Annotated in this window: 20 protein-coding genes; 8 read left to right on the forward strand and 12 right to left on the reverse strand. The window is 61.9% G+C overall.

Going from position 1 to position 24,338, the window contains the following annotated elements; genetic code table 11:
- The first annotated feature begins 455 nt into the window (after nt 1-455).
- Genes KXR72_RS00485 through zapE form a run of 3 tightly spaced genes read left to right on the forward strand, consistent with a single transcriptional unit; the run spans nt 456 to nt 4,428 of the window.
- Nucleotides 456-2,507 carry a TonB-dependent siderophore receptor gene (locus tag KXR72_RS00485; RefSeq protein WP_437420340.1) on the forward strand — a complete coding sequence of 684 codons (2,052 nt, stop codon included), beginning with the start codon at nt 456-458 and terminating at the stop codon, nt 2,505-2,507.
- Nucleotides 2,508-2,531: 24 nt separating this feature from the next.
- Nucleotides 2,532-3,254: a DUF4198 domain-containing protein gene (locus KXR72_RS00490; protein ID WP_437419182.1), complete on the forward strand. Its 723-nt coding sequence runs from the start codon at nt 2,532-2,534 to the stop codon at nt 3,252-3,254.
- Between the two features lie 58 nt (nt 3,255-3,312).
- Nucleotides 3,313-4,428: a cell division protein ZapE gene (gene zapE / locus KXR72_RS00495; protein WP_437419183.1), complete on the forward strand. Its 1,116-nt coding sequence runs from the start codon at nt 3,313-3,315 to the stop codon at nt 4,426-4,428.
- Here the strand turns inward: zapE and KXR72_RS00500 are convergent.
- Nucleotides 4,425-4,703 carry a peptidylprolyl isomerase gene (locus KXR72_RS00500; protein ID WP_437419184.1) on the reverse strand — a complete coding sequence of 93 codons (279 nt, stop codon included), beginning with the start codon at nt 4,701-4,703 and terminating at the stop codon, nt 4,425-4,427. The two genes, zapE and KXR72_RS00500, sit on opposite strands and share 4 nt — an antisense overlap.
- 235 nt (nt 4,704-4,938) lie before the next feature.
- Between KXR72_RS00500 and KXR72_RS00505 the strand changes: the two genes are divergently transcribed.
- The 4 genes from KXR72_RS00505 (at nt 4,939) to KXR72_RS00520 (ending at nt 9,570) form a co-directional block, all read left to right on the forward strand.
- Nucleotides 4,939-6,096: a gluconokinase, GntK/IdnK-type gene (locus tag KXR72_RS00505; protein ID WP_437420341.1), complete on the forward strand. Its 1,158-nt coding sequence runs from the start codon at nt 4,939-4,941 to the stop codon at nt 6,094-6,096.
- A gap of 42 nt (nt 6,097-6,138) precedes the next feature.
- Nucleotides 6,139-7,416, forward strand: a complete 1,278-nt coding sequence (locus KXR72_RS00510; RefSeq protein ID WP_437419185.1) for a TRAP transporter large permease — start codon at nt 6,139-6,141, stop codon at nt 7,414-7,416.
- A gap of 50 nt (nt 7,417-7,466) precedes the next feature.
- Entirely contained in the window at nt 7,467-8,483 is a 1,017-nt protein-coding gene (locus KXR72_RS00515; RefSeq protein WP_437419186.1) for a TRAP transporter substrate-binding protein, read from the forward strand.
- A 67-nt stretch (nt 8,484-8,550) separates the two neighbouring features.
- The gene (locus tag KXR72_RS00520) at nt 8,551-9,570 is read left to right on the forward strand and encodes a LacI family DNA-binding transcriptional regulator (protein WP_437419187.1); all 1,020 of its coding nucleotides are present in this window, start codon (nt 8,551-8,553) and stop codon (nt 9,568-9,570) included.
- A 17-nt stretch (nt 9,571-9,587) separates the two neighbouring features.
- Here the strand turns inward: KXR72_RS00520 and KXR72_RS00525 are convergent, their stop codons facing one another.
- Complete coding sequence (locus tag KXR72_RS00525) at nt 9,588-10,502, reverse strand: LysR family transcriptional regulator (RefSeq protein ID WP_437419188.1); 915 nt, start codon at nt 10,500-10,502, stop codon at nt 9,588-9,590.
- 144 nt (nt 10,503-10,646) lie between these two features.
- Between KXR72_RS00525 and KXR72_RS00530 the strand changes: the two genes are divergently transcribed.
- Complete coding sequence (locus KXR72_RS00530) at nt 10,647-11,873, forward strand: acyl-CoA dehydrogenase (protein ID WP_437419189.1); 1,227 nt, start codon at nt 10,647-10,649, stop codon at nt 11,871-11,873.
- 383 nt (nt 11,874-12,256) lie between these two features.
- Here the strand turns inward: KXR72_RS00530 and xylB are convergent, their stop codons facing one another.
- The 10 genes from xylB to xthA form a co-directional block, all read right to left on the reverse strand.
- Nucleotides 12,257-13,780: a xylulokinase gene (gene xylB / locus KXR72_RS00535; protein ID WP_437419190.1), complete on the reverse strand. Its 1,524-nt coding sequence runs from the start codon at nt 13,778-13,780 to the stop codon at nt 12,257-12,259.
- Between the two features lie 10 nt (nt 13,781-13,790).
- Nucleotides 13,791-15,269: a mannitol dehydrogenase family protein gene (locus tag KXR72_RS00540; RefSeq protein WP_437419191.1), complete on the reverse strand. Its 1,479-nt coding sequence runs from the start codon at nt 15,267-15,269 to the stop codon at nt 13,791-13,793.
- 106 nt (nt 15,270-15,375) lie between these two features.
- Nucleotides 15,376-16,479, reverse strand: a complete 1,104-nt coding sequence (locus KXR72_RS00545) for an ABC transporter ATP-binding protein (protein WP_437419192.1) — start codon at nt 16,477-16,479, stop codon at nt 15,376-15,378.
- A gap of 35 nt (nt 16,480-16,514) precedes the next feature.
- On the reverse strand, nt 16,515-17,348 hold the full coding sequence (locus KXR72_RS00550; RefSeq protein ID WP_437419193.1) for a carbohydrate ABC transporter permease: 834 nt from the start codon (nt 17,346-17,348) through the stop codon (nt 16,515-16,517).
- 10 nt (nt 17,349-17,358) lie between these two features.
- Complete coding sequence (locus tag KXR72_RS00555; RefSeq protein WP_437419194.1) at nt 17,359-18,303, reverse strand: carbohydrate ABC transporter permease; 945 nt, start codon at nt 18,301-18,303, stop codon at nt 17,359-17,361.
- 70 nt (nt 18,304-18,373) lie between these two features.
- The gene (locus tag KXR72_RS00560; protein ID WP_437419195.1) at nt 18,374-19,681 is read right to left on the reverse strand and encodes an ABC transporter substrate-binding protein; all 1,308 of its coding nucleotides are present in this window, start codon (nt 19,679-19,681) and stop codon (nt 18,374-18,376) included.
- A 299-nt stretch (nt 19,682-19,980) separates the two neighbouring features.
- Nucleotides 19,981-20,886: a helix-turn-helix domain-containing protein gene (locus tag KXR72_RS00565; protein WP_437419196.1), complete on the reverse strand. Its 906-nt coding sequence runs from the start codon at nt 20,884-20,886 to the stop codon at nt 19,981-19,983.
- A 70-nt stretch (nt 20,887-20,956) separates the two neighbouring features.
- The gene (locus KXR72_RS00570; protein ID WP_437419197.1) at nt 20,957-21,889 is read right to left on the reverse strand and encodes a carbohydrate kinase family protein; all 933 of its coding nucleotides are present in this window, start codon (nt 21,887-21,889) and stop codon (nt 20,957-20,959) included.
- A gap of 99 nt (nt 21,890-21,988) precedes the next feature.
- Complete coding sequence (locus KXR72_RS00575) at nt 21,989-23,356, reverse strand: substrate-binding domain-containing protein (protein ID WP_437419198.1); 1,368 nt, start codon at nt 23,354-23,356, stop codon at nt 21,989-21,991.
- A 160-nt stretch (nt 23,357-23,516) separates the two neighbouring features.
- A complete protein-coding gene (gene xthA, locus KXR72_RS00580) occupies nt 23,517-24,329 on the reverse strand; it encodes an exodeoxyribonuclease III (RefSeq protein ID WP_437419199.1) in 813 nt (270 codons plus the stop codon).
- Between the last annotated feature and the right edge of the window lie 9 nt (nt 24,330-24,338).

Below are 24,338 nucleotides of genomic sequence, written 5' to 3' on the forward strand. Positions count from 1 at the left end.
ACAAGAATTGTTATGCACATAATCGGCGCAGCGTCGTGCCTTGCCATGAGCTAGGCGAGTCGAAGACCTTTGGTATCTTGTAAGTTACTGATTTTAAATAACTATTAAGCAACGTATAAAAAATGTCCGATCTGTTGCAAGGCCGCGTCGGCTGGGCCTTTGAGGCAGTCATCCAAGTTTTGCTCACAGTCTTATCCACAGGTTCTGTGGATAACGGACGGGACCCTAGAGCGGTCGGGCTCGAGGCGATGATAAGCATGACGCGTTCGGTCCGGACATCCGACAACTGAGTAACCTGCACGCTGTTTCGAACCTACCGACCGAACCTTGCCTCACCTGCCTTGACAGTCCAGGGCCGCTTCGTTCAAATGTTACGGTATAACATTTGTATTGGACGCATTATGAGCAACAAGCTATCAGCAGGGTGGATGGGCGCCGCGGCAGTGGCGGGATGGATGGCGCTGCCGACTTGGGCGCAGGACGGGGCAGCAGTGCTGGACGAGGTGGTCATCACTGCTGACGAGGCGTCCAGCGAGCCGGAGGGCTACCGTACTCGCCGCACCGGCAGCGCGACCAAGACGGACACTCCGCTGGAGGAAATTCCACAGGCGGTCGCTGTCGTGCCGGCGACGGTTCTAGGGGATCTCGATACCCCTCGTATTGAAAAGGCACTGGATTACGCCGGCGGCGTTGCCAGGCAGAACGACTTCGGCGGCCTGACGATGTATGAGTACAGCATCCGAGGACTGACGACGTCCGAGTTCTACAAGGATGGCTTTAGCGTCAACCGCGGCTACATGAACCCGCAGGACGCCTCAAACGTCGAGCGCATCGACGTGCTCAAGGGGCCTGCATCCAGCCTCTACGGCCGTGGCGATCCGGGTGGCACGATCAACATCGTCAGCAAGCGACCGCAGGATGAACGGTTCGCGCGTATCGACCTGAGCGCCGGGCGCTGGGACCGCTATCGCAGCAGCCTGGACGTCAACACGCCGCTTGATGACGAGGGCACCATGCTCTACCGCATGAATCTGGCGGTGGAAGACAGCAACAGCTTCCGCGATTACCGCTCCGGCGAGCGGCAATTCTTCGCGCCGTCGTTCAGCTGGGCGCTCAACCCTGAGACGCGCTTGCTCGTCCAGGCTGAGGTCATCCGCAACAGCCAGGTATTCGACCGCGGCGTGGTAGCGCCGAACGATCACCTGGGAAGCGTTTCGCGTTCCGATTTTTTCGGCGAGCCGCGCGACGGGGACATCGACAACAACAACGAGACGCTGCAGGCGGAGCTGGAACACGACCTTAACGCCAGCTGGACCGTTCGCCTGGCCAGCCACTACAAACAAGGGCGCCTGAGCGGCGGCGCAACCGAGGCGAGCTCCATGGCCTCCGACGCACGCACGCTCAATCGCGAGTTTCGCTACCGTGACTTCGACTGGCAGGACAGTATCACCCAGCTCGAGCTGCGCGGCCTGGCCTATACCGGTGGCGTCGAGCACAACCTCCTGATTGGCACCGAGTACGAGCGTTATGCCAAGAACGAGCGCCTGCTGCGTTCGTCGCCGGTATCGCAAATCGATATCTACGAGCCGGTCTATGGCCAGCCGCGCCCGGCATTCAACCCGGCGCGCAGTACGAATCGTCACGAACTGGTGCATGCCCGCTCGTTGAACCTGCAGGACCAGATGCGCTTCACCGAGAAGCTTTACGGCGTCATCGGCGCTCGTTACGACCACTACGAGCATCGCTTGGATAACGAGGTGAGCGGCGTTCGCACCGAGCAGACGCATGAGAAGGTCACGCCGCGGATCGGCGCGCTCTATCAGCTCACGCCGACGGTCGGGGTGTTCGCTAATGCATCGCAGTCGTTCAAGCCCAACAGCGGGGCGGACCGGAGCGGCACAGCGTTCGACCCGGAGGAGGGAATTGGCTACGAAGCCGGCGCCAAATTCGACCTGTTCGATGGTCGGCTAGGCATGACCGTCGCCGCTTTCCACCTTACGAAGGAAAACGTGCTCACCGCCGACCCGACCGATTCGGCCTATCAGGTCGCTGCCGGGGAAGTTCGCAGCCGCGGTATCGACCTGCAACTGACGGGGCAGGTCACTGACGAGATCCGCCTGATCGGCGCCTATGCCTATGTCGATGCGGAAGTCACCGAAGACAATACGCTGGAGCGCGGCAGTCGCCTGCTCAACGTGCCTGAACACAGCGGCAGCCTGCTAGGGGTGTATGAGTTCCTCGATGGCACGCTGAGCGGCTTGGAACTCGGTGGTGGAGTCAATTACGTCGGAGACCGCTCTGGAAACGTGGCGGACAGCGGCTTCGAGTTGCCGGCCTACACCACGGTCGACCTGCTGGCCCGCTACAAGGCCACCAAGCAGTTGACTTTGGGCGTGAACCTCAACAACGCCTTCGACCGCACTTACTACGAGCGCTCCTACAGCAATGTGTGGGTCATGCCGGGCGAGCCGCGCAACCTCAGCCTGAGCCTGTCGCTCGAGCTTTAATCCTCTTTACGACAAGGACCGACCATGAACAAACAAATGATGAAGACGGCCACGGCGCTGCTCGCGGTGATCGTTGCGGGGCAAGCTGCGGCTCATGGCATGTGGACAGAGGAGCGGCGCGGCCATTTCGAAGTAATCTATGGGCACGGCGCCGAAGACGATGCCTACGATCCCAGCAAGATATCCGGTGCCTGGGCGACAGACCGGCACGGCGGCCGTATACCGGTTACCGTCGAACGATTAGAAGACCGTGCGCGGCTGCAACCCCTGGAATCGCCCGCTGTTATCAGCGTCGCGCTGGACAATGGTTACTGGACCCAGGCGCCGGACAAGCGCTGGATCAATGCTGGCGAAACTAAAGTCGATGGTGCGCTTGATTCCGGGCATTACTACAAGTACAGCCTCGCAGTGCTCGCCGAAGGGGCAAAGCTGCCAGCGCTAGACAAGCTCGCCCTCGTTATCGTGCCGCAGGTCGACCCGCTCACGCTGGGCATCGGCGACGCGTTGCCTGTGCAGGTGTTGCTCGATGGCAAGCCGGCCGAAGGCATCGAGCTGATCGGCGATTACATCAACGATCCTGACCGGGTCGTGGCGACGACCGATGCCGAGGGCAAGGCGAACGTGCCAGTACGCAACGCCGAGTTCAACGTGATCGGGGCGTCAACAAGCGTGCCCAGCAACGACCCGGATGCCCGCGTCCGTGGCATGTTCACGTCACTCAGCTTCCGCAAGCCCCACGAGCACTAGGTCTCAAGTCCCGCGCTTGCGCTACCATCGGCCGGCTCTCATGACCGGTCGGTGGCCCATGACACAGGCGACACCCCTAGAACGTTATCGGCGGGCTATCGCTCGCGACGGGTATGTCTGCGACCCCGCTCAGCAGTGCGCCGCCGAGCATCTCGAAGCATGCCATCAGGCGCTTCACCACACCGACAGCGGGGCAAGGGGCGTTTACCTGTGGGGCCCGGTGGGGCGTGGCAAGACCTGGTTGATGGACATCTTTTATCAAAGCCTGCGCGTGCCGGCCCGACGGCAGCACTTTCATCATTTCATGCGCTGGGTTCATGCACGGCTGTTCCAACTCAATGGCACGCGCGACCCGTTACAAGCGCTGGCATCCGAGCTTGGTCGCGACCTGCGGGTGCTGTGTTTCGACGAACTCTTCGTCGACGACATTGGCGATGCGATCATTCTGGGCCGTCTTTTCCAGGCCATGTTCGAGCATGGCGTCACGCTCGTTACGACTTCTAACCAGCCACCCAACCGACTATATGCGGACGGCTTCAATCGCTCGCGCTTTCTACCTGCGATCGAGGCCATCGAGCGGCACATGGATGTGCTGGATGTCGATGGTGGTGCAGACCATCGCGAGCGACCCGGCGCGGCCGAGCAGAGGTACTGGGTTTCGGACGAGGGCAACGTGCTGGCTGCTGTGTTCGATGCGCTCGAGAGCGGGCCGATCAGCTATGAGCCAGCGCAAATCGGGCAGCGATCTCTTGCGGTGGTGCGGCGTAGCGACAACCTGATCTGGTGCCGGTTCGCCGACCTCTGCGAGCGTCCGTTCTCCGCCCTGGACTTCATCGCGCTCTGCGACCGCTACGCTGCGATCTTGATCAGCGAGGTACCCCAATTAGGCAGTCAGCAGCGCGAAGGCCGCATTGCCCGTGGTACCGAGGATGCGGCTGCTCAGGTGGAGGCGGGTGATCGTGAGTTACCCAAGCTGGCCGCACACGATGATGCCGTCAGGCGGTTCATTGCTTTGGTGGATGAGTGCTACGACCGCGGCGTACCGCTGTACCTGCAGGCCAACGTGCCCATGGGAGCGCTCTACACACTCGGCTACCTGTCGTTCGCCTTTCGACGCACTCTGAGCCGGCTGGGCGAGATGCAGCTTCAGCGTTTTGGTCGGGGGCACCGCTAGTCGCGGTAGAACACCTGAACCAGGTGGTAGCCAAACTGGCTCTTGACTGGGCCATGCACCTCGCGCAACGCCTTCTTGAAGATCACCTGGTCGATGCTTCGCACCATCTGGCCGGGGCGAACCTCGCCGAGATCGCCACCTTTCTTACCGGATGGGCAAAGCGAATGCTTTCTGGCCAGCACATCGAAGGCCTCGCCACCGGCGATGCGCTTCTTCAGCTGCGCGGCTTCCGCTTCAGTCTTGACGAGGATGTGGCGGGCCATGGCTTTGGGCATTGCAGATCTCCTTTCAGGGCGCGCGATTGTAGTCGTGTGGCGCCACGATCCGAAGCGGGGGCTGCCTGCCTTGGAGTGTTTCGCTGATTCCTAACCCGACGAACGGTAGTTATAGTCTGCGATATGTTAGCGCTACCATCCGGATCACAAACACAATGCGGCACCACGAGGCCGCCGGAGATCGACTGTGGATTCCCACTCCATCAGCGCACCTTTCCACCGAGCGTTAGTCGTTATGGGTGTGAGCGGTTCGGGTAAGACCGAAACCAGCCATGCTGTTGCCGATGCGCTGGGCTTTCGGCACATCGAAGCCGACCATTTTCACCCTGAAGAAAACGTTGCGCGCATGCGGGCCGGCACGCCGTTATCCGATGCCGATCGCGTCGAGTGGCTGCGCCGGCTTGCCGTCGAAATGAAGCGTGCTGTAGCCGATAACGTTGGCTTCGTTCTAGCGTGTTCGGCGCTCAAGCGCAGCTATCGGGAAATCTTGCGGGAAGCGGTGCCCGGCCTGCGGTTTGCCCACCTGTCCATCGATTACGAAACAGCCGTCCAACGCGTTGGTGGTCGGGTCGGTCACTTCATGCCCATTTCGCTTGTCGATAGCCAGTTCGCCACGCTGGAAACGCCCGCTGGCGAACCCGGCGTGCTGGTGGTGGATGCAAGCCAGCCGCGCGAGACGGTGCTCGCCGAGATCGTTCAATGGATGGAGCAGGGTGGTGGGCTGGCGATCAACGCCCGCGAGGATCTATCCGCGGCTCCGCTTGATAGCGCTAACAGGCGCGGCGGCCAGCACGGTGGCCAGGGCGGCGGCAGGCACGAATCCGAAGCGCGTACCGAAGCACCTCTTGCCGAGCCTAAAGGTGCGGAGCTGACCAGCCCGCCCATCTATGAAGGCAAATTGGCGCGTAGCTTCGATCGCATCACCGACTGGATGATGGCCATGCTGCTTGCCTTCATGGTCATAGTGGTCTTCAGCAGCGTGGTGCTGCGCTACGCCTTCGGTACGGGCTGGACGGGTGCGGAAGAGCTGTCGCGGCTGGCCTTCGTCTGGTTGGTATTCGTCGGCGTGGCCTCCAGCATGCGACGCGGCGAACTCATGGCCTTCAGCATGATCCGCGACCGTTTTCCAAATCTATTCAGGCGCGTGGTGGATTCGATCAGTTGGATCATGGTCGCGGTCGCCAGTGGCCTGGCTGCGCTCGGCGGCTGGAACCAGATGCAGTTCGGCTGGACGATCAACAGCCCTGTGGTGGGCTATCCGCTGGCCGTCGCGATGGTTCCGGTCGCCACGAGCATGGTCGCGTTGGCAGTGCTCGCGCTGATCCAGTTGGTCAACGTCTGGCGCCGACCACCTTCGCAGCCTGTCGCAGCAGCCAACGTAACGGCCGACTGACCTTCCCATAACAACAAGGGCAGACGCCCACGAGGACCGTACATGACTGTCGTCGTCTTCTTGTCATCGCTGTTCGGCTTCATGGCCTTCGGCATGCCGATCGCATTCGCGCTGATCCTCACGGGCGCGGTGTTGATGTGGTATCTGGATTTCTGGGACGTGCAACTGTTGGCGCAGAACCTTCAGGCCGGCGCCGACAGCTTCCCGCTACTGGCCGTGCCGTTTTTCATTCTGGCTGGCGAGCTGATGAATGCCGGCGGCATTTCCCGGCGGATCATCGCTATGGCGCAAGCCTACTTTGGCCATAAGCGCGGTGGGCTGGGTTACGTCGCTATCGCCGCATCCGTGCTGCTGGCAAGCATGTCCGGTTCCGCACTGGCCGATACGGCGGCGTTGGCGACGCTGTTGCTGCCGATGATGCGCGAGCGTGGCTATCCGTTGAGTTCCTCGTCGGGTCTGGTCGCAGCCGGTGGCATCATCGCGCCGATCATTCCGCCGTCGATGCCCTTCGTCATCTATGGCGTGGTCACCAATACCTCGATCAGCCAGCTGTTCCTGGCCGGTATGGTGCCCGGCCTGATCATGGGCGCCGGCCTGGTCGTCGCCTGGACGCTCATTGCACGCAAGATCGAAGAGCCCCCACAAGAAAAGGCCACCCGCGCCGAGCGACGCAAAGCGCTGGTCGATGGCGCTGCGGCACTGATGCTGCCTGTGATCATCGTCGGCGGGTTGCGTGGCGGCCTGTTCACCCCGACCGAAGCGGCCGTTGTCGCGGCGGTGTATGCGCTGGCGGTGTCGACGCTGCTCTATCGTGAGCTGGCTTGGCGGGGTGTGGTCGAAGTGCTCACCCGCGCCAGCCGCACCACCGCATCAGTCATGTTTCTCTGCGCCGCGGCCATTGTGTCCGGCTACATGATCACGCTGGCTCAACTGCCGGACGAAATCGCCTCGATGCTCGGCCCGCTGGCTGAGGATCCGAAACTGCTGATGTTCGCGATCATGCTGCTAATGATTGCCATCGGCATGGTCTTGGACCTGACACCGACCATCCTGATCCTCGGCCCGGTGCTCGCACCGATCGCGGTCAAGGCCGGGGTGGATCCGGTGTACTTCGGGGTGATGTTCGTGCTGATCGGCTCGATCGGCTTGATCACGCCACCAGTCGGTACGGTACTCAACGTCGTCGGTGGGATAGGGCGGCTGCGCATGGAGACGTTAGTGCGTGGCGTGATGCCGTTCTTCGCCATCTACATGGCCATCGTGCTTCTGCTGATCGCTGTGCCGTCGATCATCACCGTGCCGCTGCAGTGGCTGCGGTAACCGGGTGCGCTAACACTTCATTCATCCACAACAACAAGAGGTAAGACAGCATGAAGAAATTCCTCATCGCAGCCCTCGCTGCCACCACACTCGGCAGTGCCATCACCGCCGTGACCGCACAGGCCGCTGACGATATCCGCCCAAGGATGATCCGTTTCGGTTACGGCCTTAACGAAGACAGCAACCAGGGGCGCGCAGCGAAGGTGTTTGCCGAGGAGATTGCCAAGGCTTCGGACGGCAAGCTCAAAGTGCGCACGTTTGGTTCCGCCAGTTTGGGTTCGGATGACCAGATGCAGAACGCACTGATGGGCGGCGCGCAGGAAATGATGGTCGGTTCTACCGCGACCCTCGTCGGTATCGCCAAGGAAATGGCCGTCTGGGATACGCCTTTCCTGTTCGAGAGCGAGAAGCAGGCGGACTACGTGCTCGATGGTCCGGTTGGTCAAAAGGTCATGGATGCGCTTGAAGCGAAGGGTCTGGTCGGTCTCGTCTACTGGGAGAATGGCTTCCGCAACCTGACCAACAACGTGCGCCCGGTCGAGAAGATGGAAGATTTCAACGGCATCAAATTGCGCGTGATGCCTAACCCGGTCTTCATCGACACCTTCAAGCAAATGGGTGCCAACGCCGTGCCGCTGCCATTCTCAGAGCTGTTCACCGCGCTGGAAACCAAGGCGGTCGACGGGCAGGAGAATCCCTACAACACCATCCTCTCGTCCAAGTTCTACGAGGTGCAGAAGTACCTCAGCGTGACCAACCATGTGTACAGCCCTTGGATCGTTACGGCATCGAAGCGCTGGTGGGATGGCCTCTCCGAAACCGAGCAGAAGATCATCATGGACGCGGCTAAAAAATCGCGCGATTCCGAGCGCGAGGACACCCGCGCGGAAGCACGCGAAGCGCTGGCCAAGATCGAGCAGCAGGGTATGCAGATCAACAAGGTCAGCTCCGAGGAAATCCAGCGCATGCGTGAACAGGCCCAGCCGGCCATTCAGACGGTGATCGATACCGTCGGTGAGCCGCTGTTCAAAGAAGTGCAGGCCGAGATCGAGAAGGCGCCGAAGTAAGCCGCCGCGCCCCTTCGGGGGCGCCATCTCGCTGTAGAATCTCCGCCCCTCGCCGCTGGATCGTGCCATGAGTTCTCGCCGCCGCCGTTCGCTCGAACGGGTCACCCTGTCCGACGTGGCCCGCAGCGCTGGCTGTTCGTTAATGTCTGCCTCGCGTGCACTGTCGCAACCCGAACGGGTCTCCGATGCCTTGCGCGAGCGGGTCATGGCGGCAGTAAAGACGCTCGGCTACGTGCCGCATACGGCGGCGCGCAGTCTGGCCAGTGCGCGTTCGAACCTTGTGGCGGTGATCATCCCGTCGCTGTCCAACGCCGTGTTCGTCGATATGGTCGAGGCGATCCAGAAAGTACTGATGCCAGCTGGCTACGAATTGATGATCGGCGTTAGCCATTACCGGCCCGATGAGGACGAGCGTTTGCTTCGTGCTTATCTTGCGCACCAGCCGGCAGGGTTACTGATCACCGGATTCGAACGCAGCGACGCCGCGCGCGAGGTGTTGGGGTGTTACACCAGCCCCATCGTCACGCTGATGGAGTTGGGCGATTCGGACGAGGAATATTGCGTCGGTTTCTCACAGTACGACGCAGGGGCTGCCATGACCCGCAAGTTGCTGGAGCGCGGCTATCGGCATATTGCCTTTGCCGCCGCCCAGCTCGACCCACGCACGCTACAGCGTGCCGAGGGGTATCGCAGCGTGATGCGCGAGGCGTCTCGCTACCAGGAAGCGTTGGAGCTGCTGACACCGGAAGTCTCGTCGATCGGTCTCGGCGCCGAGCTGCTCGATCGTTTGCTTGCACAGCATCCGGAAATCGACGCGATCTTCTTCAATAACGACGACCTGGCACTCGGCGCGCTGTTCCGCGCTCGCCAGCTGCAGCTCGCCGTACCAGAGCGGCTGGCGATTGCCGGCTTCAATGACTTACCAGCCGCGGCGTGGATGCACCCGGCATTGACCACGGTGCGCACCATTCGCGGCGAGATCGGCAAGCTGTCGGCACAGATGCTGCTCAGCCTGATGCGTGGCGAATCGCCGGCTTCCCGGCGAATCGACGTAGGTTTCGAAGTAGTAATGCGCGAAAGCGCCTGATTACCGTCCTGCTTGCTTCAGTCTGCCTGCTGCGCTGCAGTGACCTGTTGCGCGATTTCGATCATTTGTTCGCGCATCCAGCGGTTGGCCGGGTCCTGATCAGTGCTTTCGTGCCAGTAGATGTGTGTTTCCAGCGGCGGGATATCGACTGGCAACGGGACCTGGTGCAAGTCATGCCGGCGGGCGAATCGCTCGGGTACTGTCACGACCATATCCGTTTGTTGGATTACCTGGGTGGCCATCAGGTAATGCTGCGAACGCAGGGCGATCTTGCGTTGCTGGCCCATCTTGCCGAGTGCCAGGTCGACCATGCCCAGCCCGCTTCGGCGGCTGGAAATGTGAATGTGCGAGAGCGCCAGGTATTCGTCCAGGCTGATCTTGTCCTTCGCCAGTGGATGGCCACGGCGCATGGCGCAGATATAGCGATCTTCCAGCAGCTTGACGTGCCGCACCTGCGGGTCGGTATTCAACGGCGCGTCCATGGCGAAGTCCAGACGCCCGGCGGCAAGTTCCTTAGTGGTCTCGCGACGCTTGGCGAGCATGCTCTCGATTTTCACGTGCGGTGCCAGGCGACGCAGGCGTTGGAACAAAGGGGGCAGCATTACCGCCTCGGTGAGATCGGTCATGCTGATACGGAAGGTCTTGTTGGCCTGGGCAGGGTTGAAGGTGCGGCTTTCCTGCACCGATACGCGCAACAGCTGCAGCGCATTCCTTACCGGGCCGATGATGTTCTGCGCCATCGGGGTAGGCACCATGCCTTGCGCAGTGCGTACAAACAGCGGGTCATTGAAGGTTTCGCGCAGGCGCGCCAGGGCATTGGACACGGCGGGCTGGGTGATGCCTACGATCTGCCCCGCACGGGTCAGATTGGCCTCGGTGTAAATTGCATCGAAGACGATGAACAGATTCAGATCGACCTTGTTCAGGTTCATTGTTGTGCTCTCTGGCGTGTATCGGAATTCGCCGATCATATATCGGTGATGAATGTTTATACACGAGGAAAATAGCTTCGATAAATCGCCAAGCGTCCTCTAGCATTCAAAACTACAAAACGTTACCTCCAGAAGGTTGTTGCCATGGATTTCGCCTATTCCCCCAAGGTTCAAGAGCTACGTGAGCGCGTCCAGGCGTTCATGGATGCGCACGTTTATCCCGCCGAGAAGGTGTTCTATCAGCAGGTCAATGAAGGCGATCGCTGGCAGCCCACTGCCGTGGTCGAGGAGCTCAAGACCAAAGCGAAAGCCGAGGGGCTGTGGAACCTTTTCCTGCCGGAGTCGGAGTTGGGCGCGGGCTTGACCAATACCGAATATGCACCGCTCGCCGAGATCATGGGCAGCTCGGGTATCGGCCCGGAAGCCTTCAACTGCTCTGCGCCGGATACCGGAAACATGGAAGTGCTGGTGCGCTATGGCAGCGATGCACAAAAGAAGCAGTGGCTGGAGCCGCTGCTGCGTGGGGAAATCCGTTCGGCCTTTGGCATGACCGAACCGGGTGTGGCCTCGTCAGACGCCACCAACATGCAAGCCCGCGCCGTGCGTGAGGGCGATGAATGGGTCATCAACGGCCGCAAGTGGTGGACATCAGGCGCCTGCGATCCACGTTGCAAGGTGATGATCTTCATGGGCCTCACCGACCCGGACGCACCACGCCATGCTCAGCATTCGATGATCCTCGTGCCAATGGATGCGCCTGGCCTCAAGGTGCTGCGCCCGCTGCCGGTGTTCGGTTACGACGATGCGCCCCATGGTCATGCGGAAGTGTTGCTGGAAAACGTCCGGGTGCCATACGAAAACGTGATTCTCGGCGAAGGTCGCGGTTTCGAGATCGCACAAGGTCGACTAGGGCCGGGCCGTATCCACCACTGCATGCGCTCGGTAGGTGTAGCGGAGCGTGCATTGAAGCTGCTCTGCGAGCGTTCGGTGAACCGTACCGCGTTCGGCAAGCCGCTGGCGCGCCTGGGTGCCAACTTCGATTACATCGCTGAGTGCCGCATCGAGATCAACATGGCGCGCCTGTTGACGCTGAACGCGGCGTACATGATGGATACCGTCGGCAACAAGATCGCCGCCAGCGAGATCGCGCAGATCAAGGTGGTCGCGCCCAACGTCGCGCTGAAGGTCATTGACCGCGCCATCCAGATCCACGGTGGCGCCGGTGTTTCCGAAGACTTCCCGCTGGCGCACTGGTGGGCGATGCAGCGCACCCTGCGCCTGGCCGACGGCCCGGACGAGGTGCATCGGGTCGCCATCGCGCGTCACGAGCTGGGCAAGTACGTGCCGCGCGAGGCGCTGCGTAGCCGCTAAGGTGGTTTGGTGTCAGGCAGCTCGAAGCGAAGCCACGTGAGTGGCTTCGCTTTTTTGGGATCGGTATGAAGAGTTCTGCGCAGCCGTTCGCGAGCAAGCGAGCTTGCTCGCGAAGAGGGTGTACTCGGCGGTGTTGGCAGTGTTCACGCTTGGTGCACTATGGCACCGCGGTGCTTAGATCCGGTGGCGTTCGCTGACCATGGATGTCGATGACCAGCTGCCGATAGCGCCGATAGGCCTGTTCGTATCCGCGACCACCGGGTAACCCGTCGCCTCATTCGTGAGCAAGCTCGCTCCTACAGGCAGCGCAGAACCCTGTAGGAGCGAGCTTGCTCGCGAAGAGGGTGTGCTCGGGGGTGTTGGCAGCGTTCCCGCGTTGTTTCCTATGGCACCGCGGTGACTAGATCCGGTGGTGTTCGCTGACCATGGATATCGATGACCAGCCGTCGATAGCGCCGATAGGCCTGTTCGTAAGCCCGAACCGATTCCGCCTGGGGTTCGACCGCTGTTGCTTCATCGACCCGCACGCACCGTGAGCAGATTGCCTCTAGCCTCGCGATGGGATTGCTTTGTCGCGCATGACACCACGCCGCCTGGATCGCGCCGCCGAGGGCTGCGGCTTCGCTGTGGGTGGTGCAGACCACCGGCGTTTCCATGATGTCGGCGACGATCTGGCGCCACAGCGGGTTCTTCGCGCCGCCGCCGATCAGCTGGATGCGCTCGCTGCGGATGCCGCTTTCGCGCAGTAGGTCCAGGCCATAGCGCAGGCCGAAGGTGACGCCCTCGACGACGGCCCGGCAGAGGTTCGCACGGGTGAGGTTTTCCGTGGTCAGGCCGTGCAGGCTGGCACTGGCTTGGGGCAGGGCGGGGACGCGCTCGCCGTTGAGGAAAGGCAGCATGCTGATGCCCTCGCAGCCAATCGGCGCCTGCGCGATGAGTGTGTTGAATGATTCGAGATCGAGCTGCAGCAGGTCGCGGATCGCTGCGTTGGCGTTGGTTAGGTTCATGGTGCAAATCAGCGGCAGCCAGCCGCCACTGGACGAGCAAAAAGTGGCGACCGCTGGCTGCGGGCTGATGCGCGGCGCGTCGGAATAGGCGTACAGCGTGCCGGAGGTGCCGAGGCTCATGGTGATGGCGCCGGGGCGTATGTTGCCGGTTCCGATGGCGCCCATCATGTTGTCGCCGCCGCCGCTGGAGACGATGGCGTTGGGGTTCAGCCCCAATTGCTCGGCGATCTCCGGGCGCAGGCGGCCAACGGCGTGGTCCGGCTCGATCAGCTCCGGCAGTGCGGCTTCCAGCCGACCGCTCGGGTCGATAAGGCGCAGGATGCCGAGATCCCATTCGCGCGTGCGCACGTTGAAATAACCGGTGCCGGACGCATCGCCGTACTCGGCGCAAGCCCGCCCGGTGAGCCAATGATTCAGGTAATCGTGGGGCAGGAGGACGTGCGCAATCCGCTCGAAGAGCGCGGGGTGCCGCGCCTTCATCCACAAGAGTTTCGAGACGGTATAACCCGGCGCGATGACGACCCCAAGGCGCTCGAGCGATCCCTGTTCACCGCCCAGCCAGTCGAGCAGTGCGACGTTTTCCGTAGCCGATTCCGTGTCACACCAGAGCTTGGCCGGGCGCAGTACCTGGCCGTCGCGGTCGAGCGTGACCAGCCCGTGTTGCTGCCCGGATACACCAATGCCCAGCACCTCGTGACCGTCCACGCCGGCCTCGGTCAGGGCGGCTTTCGTAGCGGTGACAAACGCGGTCGTCCATTGCGTAACGTCCTGCTCGCGCCGGCCGTTGGCGCCGCTGATGAGCGTATGCGCCGCCGAGCCCTGGCCAAGCACGCGACCGCTCGCTGGGTCGAGCAGCAACGCCTTGGTGCCCTGGGTGCCGCAATCGATGCCGAGAAACATGCCCGTCACCTCATTGCGTCAACAGTAGTTCGAGCGTGGCGCTGACGCCCAACGTGCGCAGGCGCAGCAGGTTGCGCTCGAACGCATCGCGGAACGCTGCCGAACGTGGGATCTGTGGGCCGAAGATTTCCTCCCGGCCGAGCAGGCGCTCGGCCAGGCCGGCATCTTCCTCGACGAGCGACTGGCAGAAATCCGCACGCGGATCGGGAATGCGGTACTGCACGCCATTTTCATCAACGCCACGTAGATACAGCGCCCAGGCGGCGACCACTAGTGCGGCGCGGTCCAGCGCGGCACCGTCAGCGATCAGGCGGTTGATGGTCGGAACGGTGAACTTCGGAAACTTGGACGAGCCGTCCGAGCACACGCGCTCCAGTTGATCGGCGATGGCGCAGTTGGAAAAACGGTCGATCAGCGTCTGCTTGTACTGCGCCAGGTCAATGCCCGGCACGGCGGCGAGCTGCGGGGTAACGTCCTCGTCCATGTAGCAGCGGATGTAATTGACGAACAACGGATCGGCCATGGTCTCGTGGACGAAGCGATAGCCGCGCAGGAAACCGAGGTAAGTCAGCGCGAGGTGGCTGCCGTTGAGCAGCTTGATCTTCATTTCCTCGTAGGGTGAAACGTCGTTGGTGAACTGCACGCCGACCTTTTCCCAGGCCGGGCGGCCGGCGACGAATTTGTCTTCCAGCACCCATTGCACGAAGGGTTCGCAGACGACGGGCCAAGCGTCATCGATACCATGCTGCCGCTTGAGGTCGGCGCGGTGGGCGACGCTGGTCATCGGCGTGATGCGATCGACCATGGCATTGGGGAAGCTGACGTTCTGCTCGATCCAGCGCGCCAGCTCGGCGTCCACCAGATTGGCGAAGGCCAGCGTGGCCTTGCGGGTGACGTCGCCGTTGTGGGGGAGGTTGTCGCATGACATCACCGTGAACGGCCGGCTGCCAGCACCACGGCGCTTGGCCAGCGCCGCGCAAAGCAGACCAAACACGCTGATCGGGGTGCGCGGGTTCTGCAGATCGTGCTGCACGTGTGGCAGGTCGGCGTTGAACTGGCCTGTACTGTCGTCCAGGCAATAGCCGCCTTCGGTGATGGTCAGGGACACGATGCGTATGGCTGGGTCAGCGAGCCTCGCGACTACTGCTTCGGAACCGTCCTGGGTCACCAGCAGCATGTCGCGGATGCTGCCGATAACACGCACTTCGGTGTCTGGGCGGTCGTCGAGTTCGACCAGCGTATATAGATAGTCCTGCGAGCCCAATGCATCGCGCATGGAGACCTCGTCGGCACGCGTGCCGATACCGCAGATGCCCCAGTCGAGCCCTTCGCCAGTGTTCATCAGCGCGTCGGTGTAGGCGGCCTGATGCGCGCGGTGGAAACCGCCCACACCGATGTGGGCGATGCCGGGCGTGACGTCGGCTAGTTCGTAAGTGGGGCGGGCCACGTAAGCGGGCAGCTGTGCCAAGTTCTGTCGATTCAACTTCATGTCAGGCCTCGCTGGGCGTGAGAAAAGGAAAGCCGGGGCCGATATCGCTGACCAGGGGTCAGCGAATCGATTAAAGGGGCCGGTGCCTGTCGGCGACCGGGCGGGTTCAGGCGACCTGTTGCAGCGGCTGGCCGACGGCCTGTCCGTCGCTGTCGAACAGATGGCAGTGCGCAGCGTCGAGCGTGAGCGCCAGGGTCTCGCCATAGCGCGGGGTGAAGTCGCCGCGGATACGCATGGTCAGTTGCTCGCCATTGCCAGTGATGACGTGGCAATAGGTGTCGCTGCCCAAACGCTCGCTGACGTCGGCCTTCACCGTTAGCTGGCAGTTGCCTTCGCTGCCGCGGTTGAGGTGTTCGGGGCGAATGCCAAGCGTGACCGGATCGCCCGCTTTCAATGTGGCGCCGCTGACCGGCAGGAACAGCCGGCAGCCGGCGTCGAGCTCGACTTCGCAGCCGCTGGCTTCGACCCGGCTGGCCCGCCCTTTGAGGAAGCCCATCTTCGGCGTACCGAGAAAACCAGCGACGAACAGGTTGGCGGGGTGGTGGTAGAGCTCCATGGGGGAGCCGACCTGTTCGATCCGGCCGCCGTTGAGCACTACGACCTTGTCGGCCAGGGTCATGGCTTCGACCTGATCGTGGGTGACGTAAATCATCGTGGCCTGCAGCTCCTGGTGCAGGCGCGACAACTCCAGACGCATCTGCACGCGCAGTGCGGCGTCGAGGTTCGACAGCGGCTCATCGAAGAGGAACACCTTGGGGTTGCGCACGATGGCGCGACCGATGGCGACGCGCTGGCGCTGGCCGCCGGACAGTTGCCGTGGCTTGCGTTCGAGCAGCGGTTCCAGCTCCAGGGTGCGGGCGGCGGCTTCGATCTTGCGCGCGACTTCCTGCTTGTCGGCACCCGCCAGGTCGAGGGCGAAGGACATGTTCTTGCGCACCGTCATGTGCGGGTAGAGCGCGTAGGTTTGGAACACCATGGCCAGGTCACGCTTGGCCGGGCTGAGGTCGGTGATGTCACGGCCATCGAGCTCGATCCGACCGCTGCTGACTTCTTCGAGCCCGGCGATCAGGCGCAGCAAGGTGGACTTCCCGCAACCGGACGGGCCGACGAAGACGACGAACTCACGGTCGCGGATATCCAGGTCGATGCCCTTGATGATCTCGTTGCCGTCGAAGCCTTTCTTCAGGTTGTGGATTTTCAAATCTGCCATGTTCGAATCCTCTGTTGTTCTTCTCGGTTCGGCGGTTATTTCACGGCGCCGAACGACAGGCCACGGACCAATTGCTTCTGGCTGATCCAGCCGAATATCAGGATGGGTGCGCAGGCGAGGGTGGAAACGGCCGAGAGCTTGGCCCAGAACAGCCCTTCGGGGCTGGAGTAGGACGCGATCAGCGCGGTCAGCGGCGCGGCATTGGACGAGGTCAGGTTCAGCGACCAGAAGGCCTCGTTCCAGCACAGGATCAGTGACAGCAACATGGTCGAGGCCAGCCCGCCTTTACTGATCGGCAACAGCACGCGAACCATCTCCTGCATCAGCGTGGCGCCGTCCATGCGGGCCGCTTCGAGAATGTCGCGGGGGATGTCCTTGAAGTAGGTGTAGATCATCCACACCAGAATCGGCAGGTTGATTAGCGTGTAGATGATGATCAGCACCGCACGGCTGTCGAGCAGGCCGAACTGCTTGGCCAAGAGGTAAATCGGCACCAGCACGCCCACCGGCGGCAGCATCTTGGTCGAGAGCATCCATAGCAGGGTGCCCTTGGTCCGCTTGGTCTCGTAGAAGGCCATCGAGTACGCGGCGGGAATGGCAATCAGCATGCCCAGCGCGGTGGCTCCGAAGGAAATGGTCACCGAGTTCCAGGCGTACTTGAAGTAGCCGCTGCGGTCCTGGATGTGCAGGTAGTTCTCCAGCGTGGGCGTGAAGATGAACTGCGGCGGCGTGGCGAAAGCGTCGATCTCGGTCTTCAGGCTGGTCAGTAGCATCCAGAAGATCGGGAAGAACAGCAGCAGTGCCACGGCCCAGGCGAGCAGGCCGACCAGCAGGGTGTTGAGGCGGCGACTTTGTTTGAGCGTCAGCATCGGTCTGTCCTCAATATTTCTCGGTGAGATTCTTGCCGAGCATCCGCACCAGGATGATCGCCGCGATGTTGGCAATCACCACCGCGATCAACCCGCCGGCCGAGGCCATGCCGACATCGAACTGCAGCAGCGCCTGGTTGTAGATCAGGTAGGCAAGGTTGGTCGATGCATAGCCGGGACCACCGCTGGTCGTGGTGAAGATCTCGGCGAAGACCGATAGCAGAAAGATGGTTTCGATCATCACCACCACGGCGATGGGGCGCGCCAGGTGCGGCAATGTCAGGTGCCAGAAGATGGCAATTGGGCCAGCGCCGTCTAGGCGGGCGGCTTCCTTCTGCTCCTGATCGAGGGACTGCATGGCCGTCATCAGGATCAGAATCGCGAAAGGCAACCACTGCCAGGACACGATGATCACGATCGAGAACAGCGGATGCTGCGCGAGCCAGTCCACAGGCTGCGCGCCGAAGAATTTCCAGACGGCGGCGAGAATGCCCGAGACCGGATGGTAGATCAGGTTCTTCCAGACCAGGGCGCTAACCGTGGGCATGATGAAGAACGGCGAGATCAGCAGCACGCGGACGATGCCCCGACCGGCGAATTCCGCCGCCTCGAGCAGCGCCGAGATCAACACGCCAAGCACCACGCTGATCAGCAGGACGCTGCCGACCAGGATTAGGGTATTGGTCATGCCGGGAATGAAGCCGGCGTCGGTCAGGAAGTAATAGAAATTCTCCAGGCCCAGGAATTCCTTCTCCACCGGATAAAGCAAGTTGTAGCGCACTACCGAAAAGTAGACGGTCATTGACAGCGGAACCAGCATCCACAAGAGCAGAAGGGCGACCGATGGGCTGACCAGAAACCAGCTGGGCGAGAACCTCGACCGGCGACGGGCGTCAGGTTCCGGGGAGGCAGGTGTGGCGGTGGCCTTGGTTGGAATTGTCGTGGTAGTGGCCATGGTGGTGCTCCGCAGAAGGAAGGCTGATGAGGGCTCGGCGAGCCCTCGTTTGGGGATGCCTTCGGGCGGCCTACTTGGGATAACCCGCGCGCTTCATTTCACGCGTGGTCGACTGTTGCACCGCGGTGAGCATCTGCTCCACCGGCATCTGGCCCGTCAGCGCGGCGGAGAACATCTTGCCGACCTGGGTGCCGATGGCCTGGAACTCGGGGATAGTTACCAGCTGGATACCGACGTAGGGCACAGACTTGGCTGATGGCGAGGCGGGATCGGCCTGCTTCAGCGATTCCAGGGTGATCTCGGCGAACGGCGCGGCGGCCATGTACTCGTCGTTGTAGGTGGATTCACGCGTGCCCGGCGGCACGTTGGCGACGCCGTCGGTCTCGGCGACGAGCTCGGCGTAGTCCTTCGAGGTGGCCCAGGCGGCAAAGGTCTTGGCGGCCTCTTTTTGCTGCGAGCTGGAGGGGATCGCCAGTGCCCAGGAATAGAGCCAGGCCGAGCCTTTCTCAGTCTTTTCATGTGGGGCGAAGGCGAAACCTACCTTGTCGGCGACCTTGCTTTGCGATTGGTCAGTCACGAAAGAACCAGCGACGGTGGCGTCGACCCACATGGCGCATTTGCCGCTGTTGAACAGTGCGAGGTTTTCGTTGAAGCCGTTGCTCGATGCACCGGGCGGGCCGTATTTGCTCAGCACGTCGACATAGAACTTGGCCGCTTCTGTCCATTCCGGGCCGGTGAATTCCGGCTGCCACTTTTCATCGAACCAGCGCGCGCCAAAACCATTGGCAATCGTCGTAACCAGCGCCATGTTCTCGCCCCAGCCAGCCTTGCCGCGTAGGCAGATGCCGTACTGATCTTCGCCGGGCTTATGCAGCTTTTCGGCAAATTCGGCCATCTGGGTCCAGGTCGGGTGCTCAGGCATTTCGAGCCCGGCCTGCTTGAACAGGTCGGTGCGGTAGTAGGTCATCGAGCTTTCGGCGTAGAAGGGCAGCGCGTACAGGGTGCCGTCCACCGACAGGCCCTCGCGGACGGACGGGAATACGTCGTCGAGGTCGTAGTCATTGGGCAGATCGGTCATGGGCGCCAGCCAGCCCTTGTCGCCCCAAAGCGACGCTTCGTACATGCCGATGGTCAGGACGTCGAACTGGCCGCCGTCGGTGGCGATGTCGGTGGTCAGGCGCTGGCGCAGCACGTTTTCTTCCAGCACGACCCAGTTCAAGTCGATGTCGGGGTGCTGTTCTTCGAAGGTCTTGGACAAGCGTTGCATGCGGATCATGTCCGCGTTGTTAACAGTGGCGACGGTGAGGGTTTCGGCGGCCTGGGCCATGCCGACGGTGGCAATGCAGGCGGTGCCGAGCAGCAAGTTGAAGGTCTTCATTCCTGGACTCCTCTTCCACGTCCGGCGGTGGAAGCACTTATTGTTTTTGTTGTTGCCCGCGTACTGCGCTACGAGCGTCTCGAGGGCCATTACAACGCTGGGCATCAAAGGGCGACAAAGCCCTGACTGCACTGAGTTCGGTACTTTTTTGCACTTGGATGTGGGCGGCCTCTACGGTGTCGGCGTACGGCTTAATCCGAGCGTAAAGGCTCAAGCATGGGAGTTGCCCGCTGCGGGATGGTAGCTGAAACGAGCGAAGGGGGCGTGATAAGGCCGGCGCACGGCGGGCCGGAAGCGTATCAGCCGGCCAGGTTCTGTTCGGTCAGGCGCTGCTCGACCAGGCGGCGATAGCAAGACGGCGTCATGCCCTTGAGTTGCTGGAACCGCCGATTGAAATTCGACAGGTTGTTGAAGCCTGACTCGAAGCAGACATCCGTGACCGGCTTGTCCTGGTCGAGCAACAGCTCACACGACTTGCTGATGCGCAAGCTGTTGACGAACTCGACGTAGCAGCGGCCGGTGGCGCGCTTGAAGAACCGGGAAAAGTAGGTCGGCTTCATGCCGAGGTGGCTGGCGACTTCCTCCAGCGGAAGCTCGCGCATGTAGTTCTCGAAGATGTAGTTGACCGCCATGTTGGTGCGGTCCGCGTGGTGCTCGTCGCTGAGCTGCGCCGAGGTGGAGCCGGAGAGCAGCTGGTAGTCGTCGCAGCGAGCCAGCAGCTCGAGGATGATCAGGAAATAGCCCAGGCGCGTGGCGCCGTGGCTGTCGGCAATCTGCTGCATCAGGTCGCGTGCCTGGGCAATGGTGTGCTGACAACGGAACTCAATGCCGTACCGCGAGCGCTCGAGCATCGGGGTGAAGCTACGCAGTTCGGAAAACACCGCGTGACCGGCTTCGAGCAGTTCGTCGGTGAAATTGACCAACATGTCGCGCTTGGCCACCACCTCGCCGTCTTCGACCTGGCTGATCCAGTTGTGCGGCAGGTGCGGGCCTGTCAGAAACAGGCTGTCCGGGCCGAAGTTGCCGACATAGTCACCGACGAAGACCTTGCCCGAGCTCGCAACGATCAGGTGCAGCTCGTATTCCTTGTGGTTGTGCCAGCGCACCAGCGGGCAAGGGAAACCGTGTTCGCGGTAAATCAGCGAATTGCCGTGGTGGTCGTCCATCAGTTCGTAGGACGGATCGGAAATCTTCAACGCTCTCATGCAGGGTCCGTTGTCGTGACAAGCCTCGAAGGGTTTTTTATAGCTGCTGGGGCGGCGATGACCAAGTCGCTCAGGCAATTTCGTATCGGTACGGCAATTCCGGGCCCCGTCTCGAACAGGTAATGGCAGCGGCCTTGGCGGCGAACACGAGCATGGCTTCGAGTTGCTCAGGCTGCATCTGCGCTAGCGCCTGCGGTGAGGCCAGGCCTTGTTCGTCCAGGTAGGCCAGGAGCGCCGCCTGGAAGGTATCGCCTGCGCCTACGGTGTCTCGTACCTGAACTGACTGAGCGGCGGCATTGAATAGCCCATGCCGCCGGCTGAACAGCTGCGCGCCTTCGCCACCACGCGTCAACACGACCAGTTCAGCCTGATCGCTTAGCCAGCGCTGCGCGATGGCGTGCGGCGCGACGTTCGGGTAGAGCAGGGCGAGGTCTTCGTCGCTGACCTTGATCAGGTGCGCCCGCGCAGCGAAGGCTTCGACCCGCTCGCGCCAGCGTGCCAGGTCCGGCTCGACGTTCAGGCGGATGTTTGGGTCCAGGGAGATCAGAAGGTTGGTGCTCGCTTGAGCCAGCAGGGCAAGCAAAGTGTCGGCGACTGGAGGCGTTACGAGGGAGTAGGAGCCGAAATGTATGCCTTGAATGGCGTCGCTCAGTGGATGAAGGTGTTCGGCCTGCAACAAGCGGTCGGCACAGCCTTTGCCGCGAAAACTGTAGACGGGCGAGCCGTCGGCCCCTACCGCGACCATCGCCAGCGTGGTCGGCGCGTCGAAGGTCACCAGATGATCCGTTGCGACACCTTCCTCTTCCAGCAACTGGCGCAGGCACTGGCCGAAGTGGTCGCTGGACAGCCCGCCGAAAAGGGCGACCGGCGAGCCCAATCGTGCCAGGCCGACGGCGACGTTATAGGGTGAGCCGCCCGCGACGGCTTCGAGGTTGAGACGGTTGCTGCTGGCCGCCGGCGCGGCGAACACATCGAAAAGCGCTTCACCACAGACGAGGTACATGGGGCGTTCCCTTCGCTGGAAATCCCCGGAGCTTAAACGCGAGTCTTGCGACGAGACAGTACCCGCTGGGCTGGGCGCCGATACGATCTTGCACTCGCTTCAGTACAGCCAGACCTCGACGCGACGGTTCTTGATCCGGCCGGCTTCACTGTTGGAAGCCACTGGAAGTTGATCGCCCAAGCCATTGATATCCCTGACAAGAATGCCTCCGCGCGCCAGCTCGCGACGCACAGCCATGGCGCGCAGCTTCGACAGCAGTGCGGTCCGTGCCGGGTCGTTGCGTGCGTCACCGAAACCCACCAGCACTGCGGCGTTCATCGTCTTGTCGTGGCTGTTGAGGTAGTCGATCAGCCGGGTTACGTCGCGCTGGGCCTTGTTATCCAGTTGAGCGCTGCCTTCGGCGAAGCGGAAGTTAACGGTCAACCGCTGGGCATCCTGGGCCAGCGCCTGGTACGCGTCCGGCATGCTGGCCTGCACGGGCAGTTTGATTGGCGCGATGGCCTGCGCAACGTAACCGGACTGCTCGACGATGGCTTGCCCTGCCGGGCTGTGGACGAAGGTCAGGAACTCGCGAGTCCAGGGGGATTGCTTCTTCGGGTCGGCATAAAGAAACAGGCGGCGCGACAAGGGATAGTCCTCGGTGGCGACCAGTGCGGTGCTGGGCGGCATGGGCTGCGAGTCGCCATCGGTGATAGCCAGCGCTTTGGACTTACCGACCGAGGCAAGGCCAACGAAGCCGATTGCACCTGGACGATTGCTGACGGCCTGGGACAGGGCGTCATTGGATTCGTAGCGTGCCGCACCCGAGGCCAGCGCCTTGCCCTGGCTGCCGAGTACCAGTTCCTTGAAGGTGTCGTAGGTGCCGGACTGGTCATCGCGGGCATGCAGTTCCACCGCCAGGTTCGCACCGCCCAGCTCGCGCCAGTTGGTCACTTCACCGGCGAATAGGCGCGCCACCTGCTCCACGCTGAGGGACTGGACAGGGTTGGCTGGATTGACGATCACCGCAAGCCCGTCGATCGCAATGACTTGCTCGCTTTCAGCACTGCGCATGTCGCCCAATGCGGCGAGACCATCAGCTTCGCTCTGTTTGATTGGGCGCGATGCGGCGGCAAGGTCGGCCGTGCTGTCTTTCAGCCCGGCGAAGCCGGTACCGGTGCCGTGCGCCGCGACGAACGCATGTACGGCGTTGCCCTTGCTGTCTGTCGCTGTGATGCGCTGTTCGTTCTCGCGGCCCGCCGGGGCGATGCGCACCGACTGCAGGCCTCGGGAATCGAAATAGCCAGCGATCAGCATGGGCGCCAGCTTGGCGCCGACCGTGTTAGAGCCTTGGATGCGCAACACGGAACCAGCTTCAGCGGCGATGGCTGAGCCGCCCGGAACGGCCAAACCCAGACACGCCAGGCTGAACACAACCGGGCGCAGCGCCCTGGATACAACAAAGCCGACGGACGCCGTAAATCCCATGAAGCCACACTCCCATGCATAGAAGCGGGCGAGATTAAGACGGTTTCCTTGCAGTTATGTGACACCGCATTCGCGGGCGATGGCATTGTGCCCTCTGTCACATTCCATCGGGTCACCGCTTTGCAAGTGCAGACAGCGTCGCTTTCTAGTAAGCCGAGTCTTAGCGCAGCTTGATCCACACCGGGCAATGATCCGAGGGCTTGTCCATGGCACGGATGTCGTAGTCCACGCCGCAATCGACGACACGCTCGTGCAGGCCTGCGGTGGTCAGGATCAGATCAATGCGCAAGCCACGTCGCGGGTTGTCCTCGAAGCCGCGGCTGCGGTAGTCGAACCAGCTGAAGCGGTCGACGACCTCGGGATTGAGCGTACGGAAGCTGTCCTGCAAGCCCCAGCTCTTCAGCCTGGTCAGCCATTCGCGCTCTTCCGGCAAGAAACTGCACTTGCCGGAACGTAGCCACCGCTTGGCGTTCACTTCGCCAATGCCAATGTCGCAATCCTCGGGTGAAATGTTGAAGTCGCCCATGACCGCGACGGCGTCTTGCGGAGTGAAGCGCTGTTCCAACAATGCCTGCAGGTCCGCATAGAACTTGGTTTTGGCGGGGAATTTGATGGGGTGGGCGCGGCTTTCACCCTGGGGGAAATAGCCGTTCATGACGGTGACGGGCTGGCCGTTGGCATCGGCGAAGCGGCCCCAGATGAAGCGCTTCTGCGATTCCTCGCCATCACCGGGAAAGCCTTTATGAATCTCGAGCGGTGCCTGGCGGGAGAGCAGGGCGACACCGTAGTGACCTTTCTGGCCATGAAAATGAACGTGATAACCCAGCGCTTCGATTTCGCCCTGGGGGAACTGCTCGTCGGCCACTTTGGTTTCCTGAAGGCCGATGACATCCGGTTGATGTGCCTCTATCAGTGCAGATAGTTGATGAGGTCTTGCGCGTAAGCCATTGATATTGAATGAAACAAGCTTCATCGTCGCTGC

The organism is Stutzerimonas chloritidismutans, assembly GCF_051486945.1.
GTDB classification, from domain to species: domain Bacteria; phylum Pseudomonadota; class Gammaproteobacteria; order Pseudomonadales; family Pseudomonadaceae; genus Stutzerimonas; species Stutzerimonas chloritidismutans_B.

Coding starts and splice junctions, on each gene's coding strand:
- zapE (WP_437419183.1), top strand. CDS start 3,313: ATGACACAGGCGACACCCCTAGAACGTTATCGGCGGGCTATCGCTCGC.
- KXR72_RS00490 (WP_437419182.1), top strand. CDS start 2,532: ATGAACAAACAAATGATGAAGACGGCCACGGCGCTGCTCGCGGTGATC.
- KXR72_RS00550 (WP_437419193.1), bottom strand. CDS start 17,348: ATGCTGACGCTCAAACAAAGTCGCCGCCTCAACACCCTGCTGGTCGGC.
- KXR72_RS00515 (WP_437419186.1), top strand. CDS start 7,467: ATGAAGAAATTCCTCATCGCAGCCCTCGCTGCCACCACACTCGGCAGT.
- KXR72_RS00500 (WP_437419184.1), bottom strand. CDS start 4,703: ATGCCCAAAGCCATGGCCCGCCACATCCTCGTCAAGACTGAAGCGGAA.
- KXR72_RS00565 (WP_437419196.1), bottom strand. CDS start 20,886: ATGAGAGCGTTGAAGATTTCCGATCCGTCCTACGAACTGATGGACGAC.
- KXR72_RS00540 (WP_437419191.1), bottom strand. CDS start 15,269: ATGAAGTTGAATCGACAGAACTTGGCACAGCTGCCCGCTTACGTGGCC.
- KXR72_RS00530 (WP_437419189.1), top strand. CDS start 10,647: ATGGATTTCGCCTATTCCCCCAAGGTTCAAGAGCTACGTGAGCGCGTC.
- xylB (WP_437419190.1), bottom strand. CDS start 13,780: ATGTTTCTCGGCATCGATTGCGGCACCCAGGGCACCAAGGCGTTGCTG.
- KXR72_RS00485 (WP_437420340.1), top strand. CDS start 456: ATGGCGCTGCCGACTTGGGCGCAGGACGGGGCAGCAGTGCTGGACGAG.
- KXR72_RS00570 (WP_437419197.1), bottom strand. CDS start 21,889: ATGTACCTCGTCTGTGGTGAAGCGCTTTTCGATGTGTTCGCCGCGCCG.
- KXR72_RS00525 (WP_437419188.1), bottom strand. CDS start 10,502: ATGAACCTGAACAAGGTCGATCTGAATCTGTTCATCGTCTTCGATGCA.
- KXR72_RS00505 (WP_437420341.1), top strand. CDS start 4,939: ATGGGTGTGAGCGGTTCGGGTAAGACCGAAACCAGCCATGCTGTTGCC.
- KXR72_RS00510 (WP_437419185.1), top strand. CDS start 6,139: ATGACTGTCGTCGTCTTCTTGTCATCGCTGTTCGGCTTCATGGCCTTC.
- KXR72_RS00560 (WP_437419195.1), bottom strand. CDS start 19,681: ATGAAGACCTTCAACTTGCTGCTCGGCACCGCCTGCATTGCCACCGTC.
- KXR72_RS00575 (WP_437419198.1), bottom strand. CDS start 23,356: ATGGGATTTACGGCGTCCGTCGGCTTTGTTGTATCCAGGGCGCTGCGC.
- KXR72_RS00520 (WP_437419187.1), top strand. CDS start 8,551: ATGAGTTCTCGCCGCCGCCGTTCGCTCGAACGGGTCACCCTGTCCGAC.
- KXR72_RS00545 (WP_437419192.1), bottom strand. CDS start 16,479: ATGGCAGATTTGAAAATCCACAACCTGAAGAAAGGCTTCGACGGCAAC.
- KXR72_RS00555 (WP_437419194.1), bottom strand. CDS start 18,303: ATGGCCACTACCACGACAATTCCAACCAAGGCCACCGCCACACCTGCC.
- xthA (WP_437419199.1), bottom strand. CDS start 24,329: ATGAAGCTTGTTTCATTCAATATCAATGGCTTACGCGCAAGACCTCAT.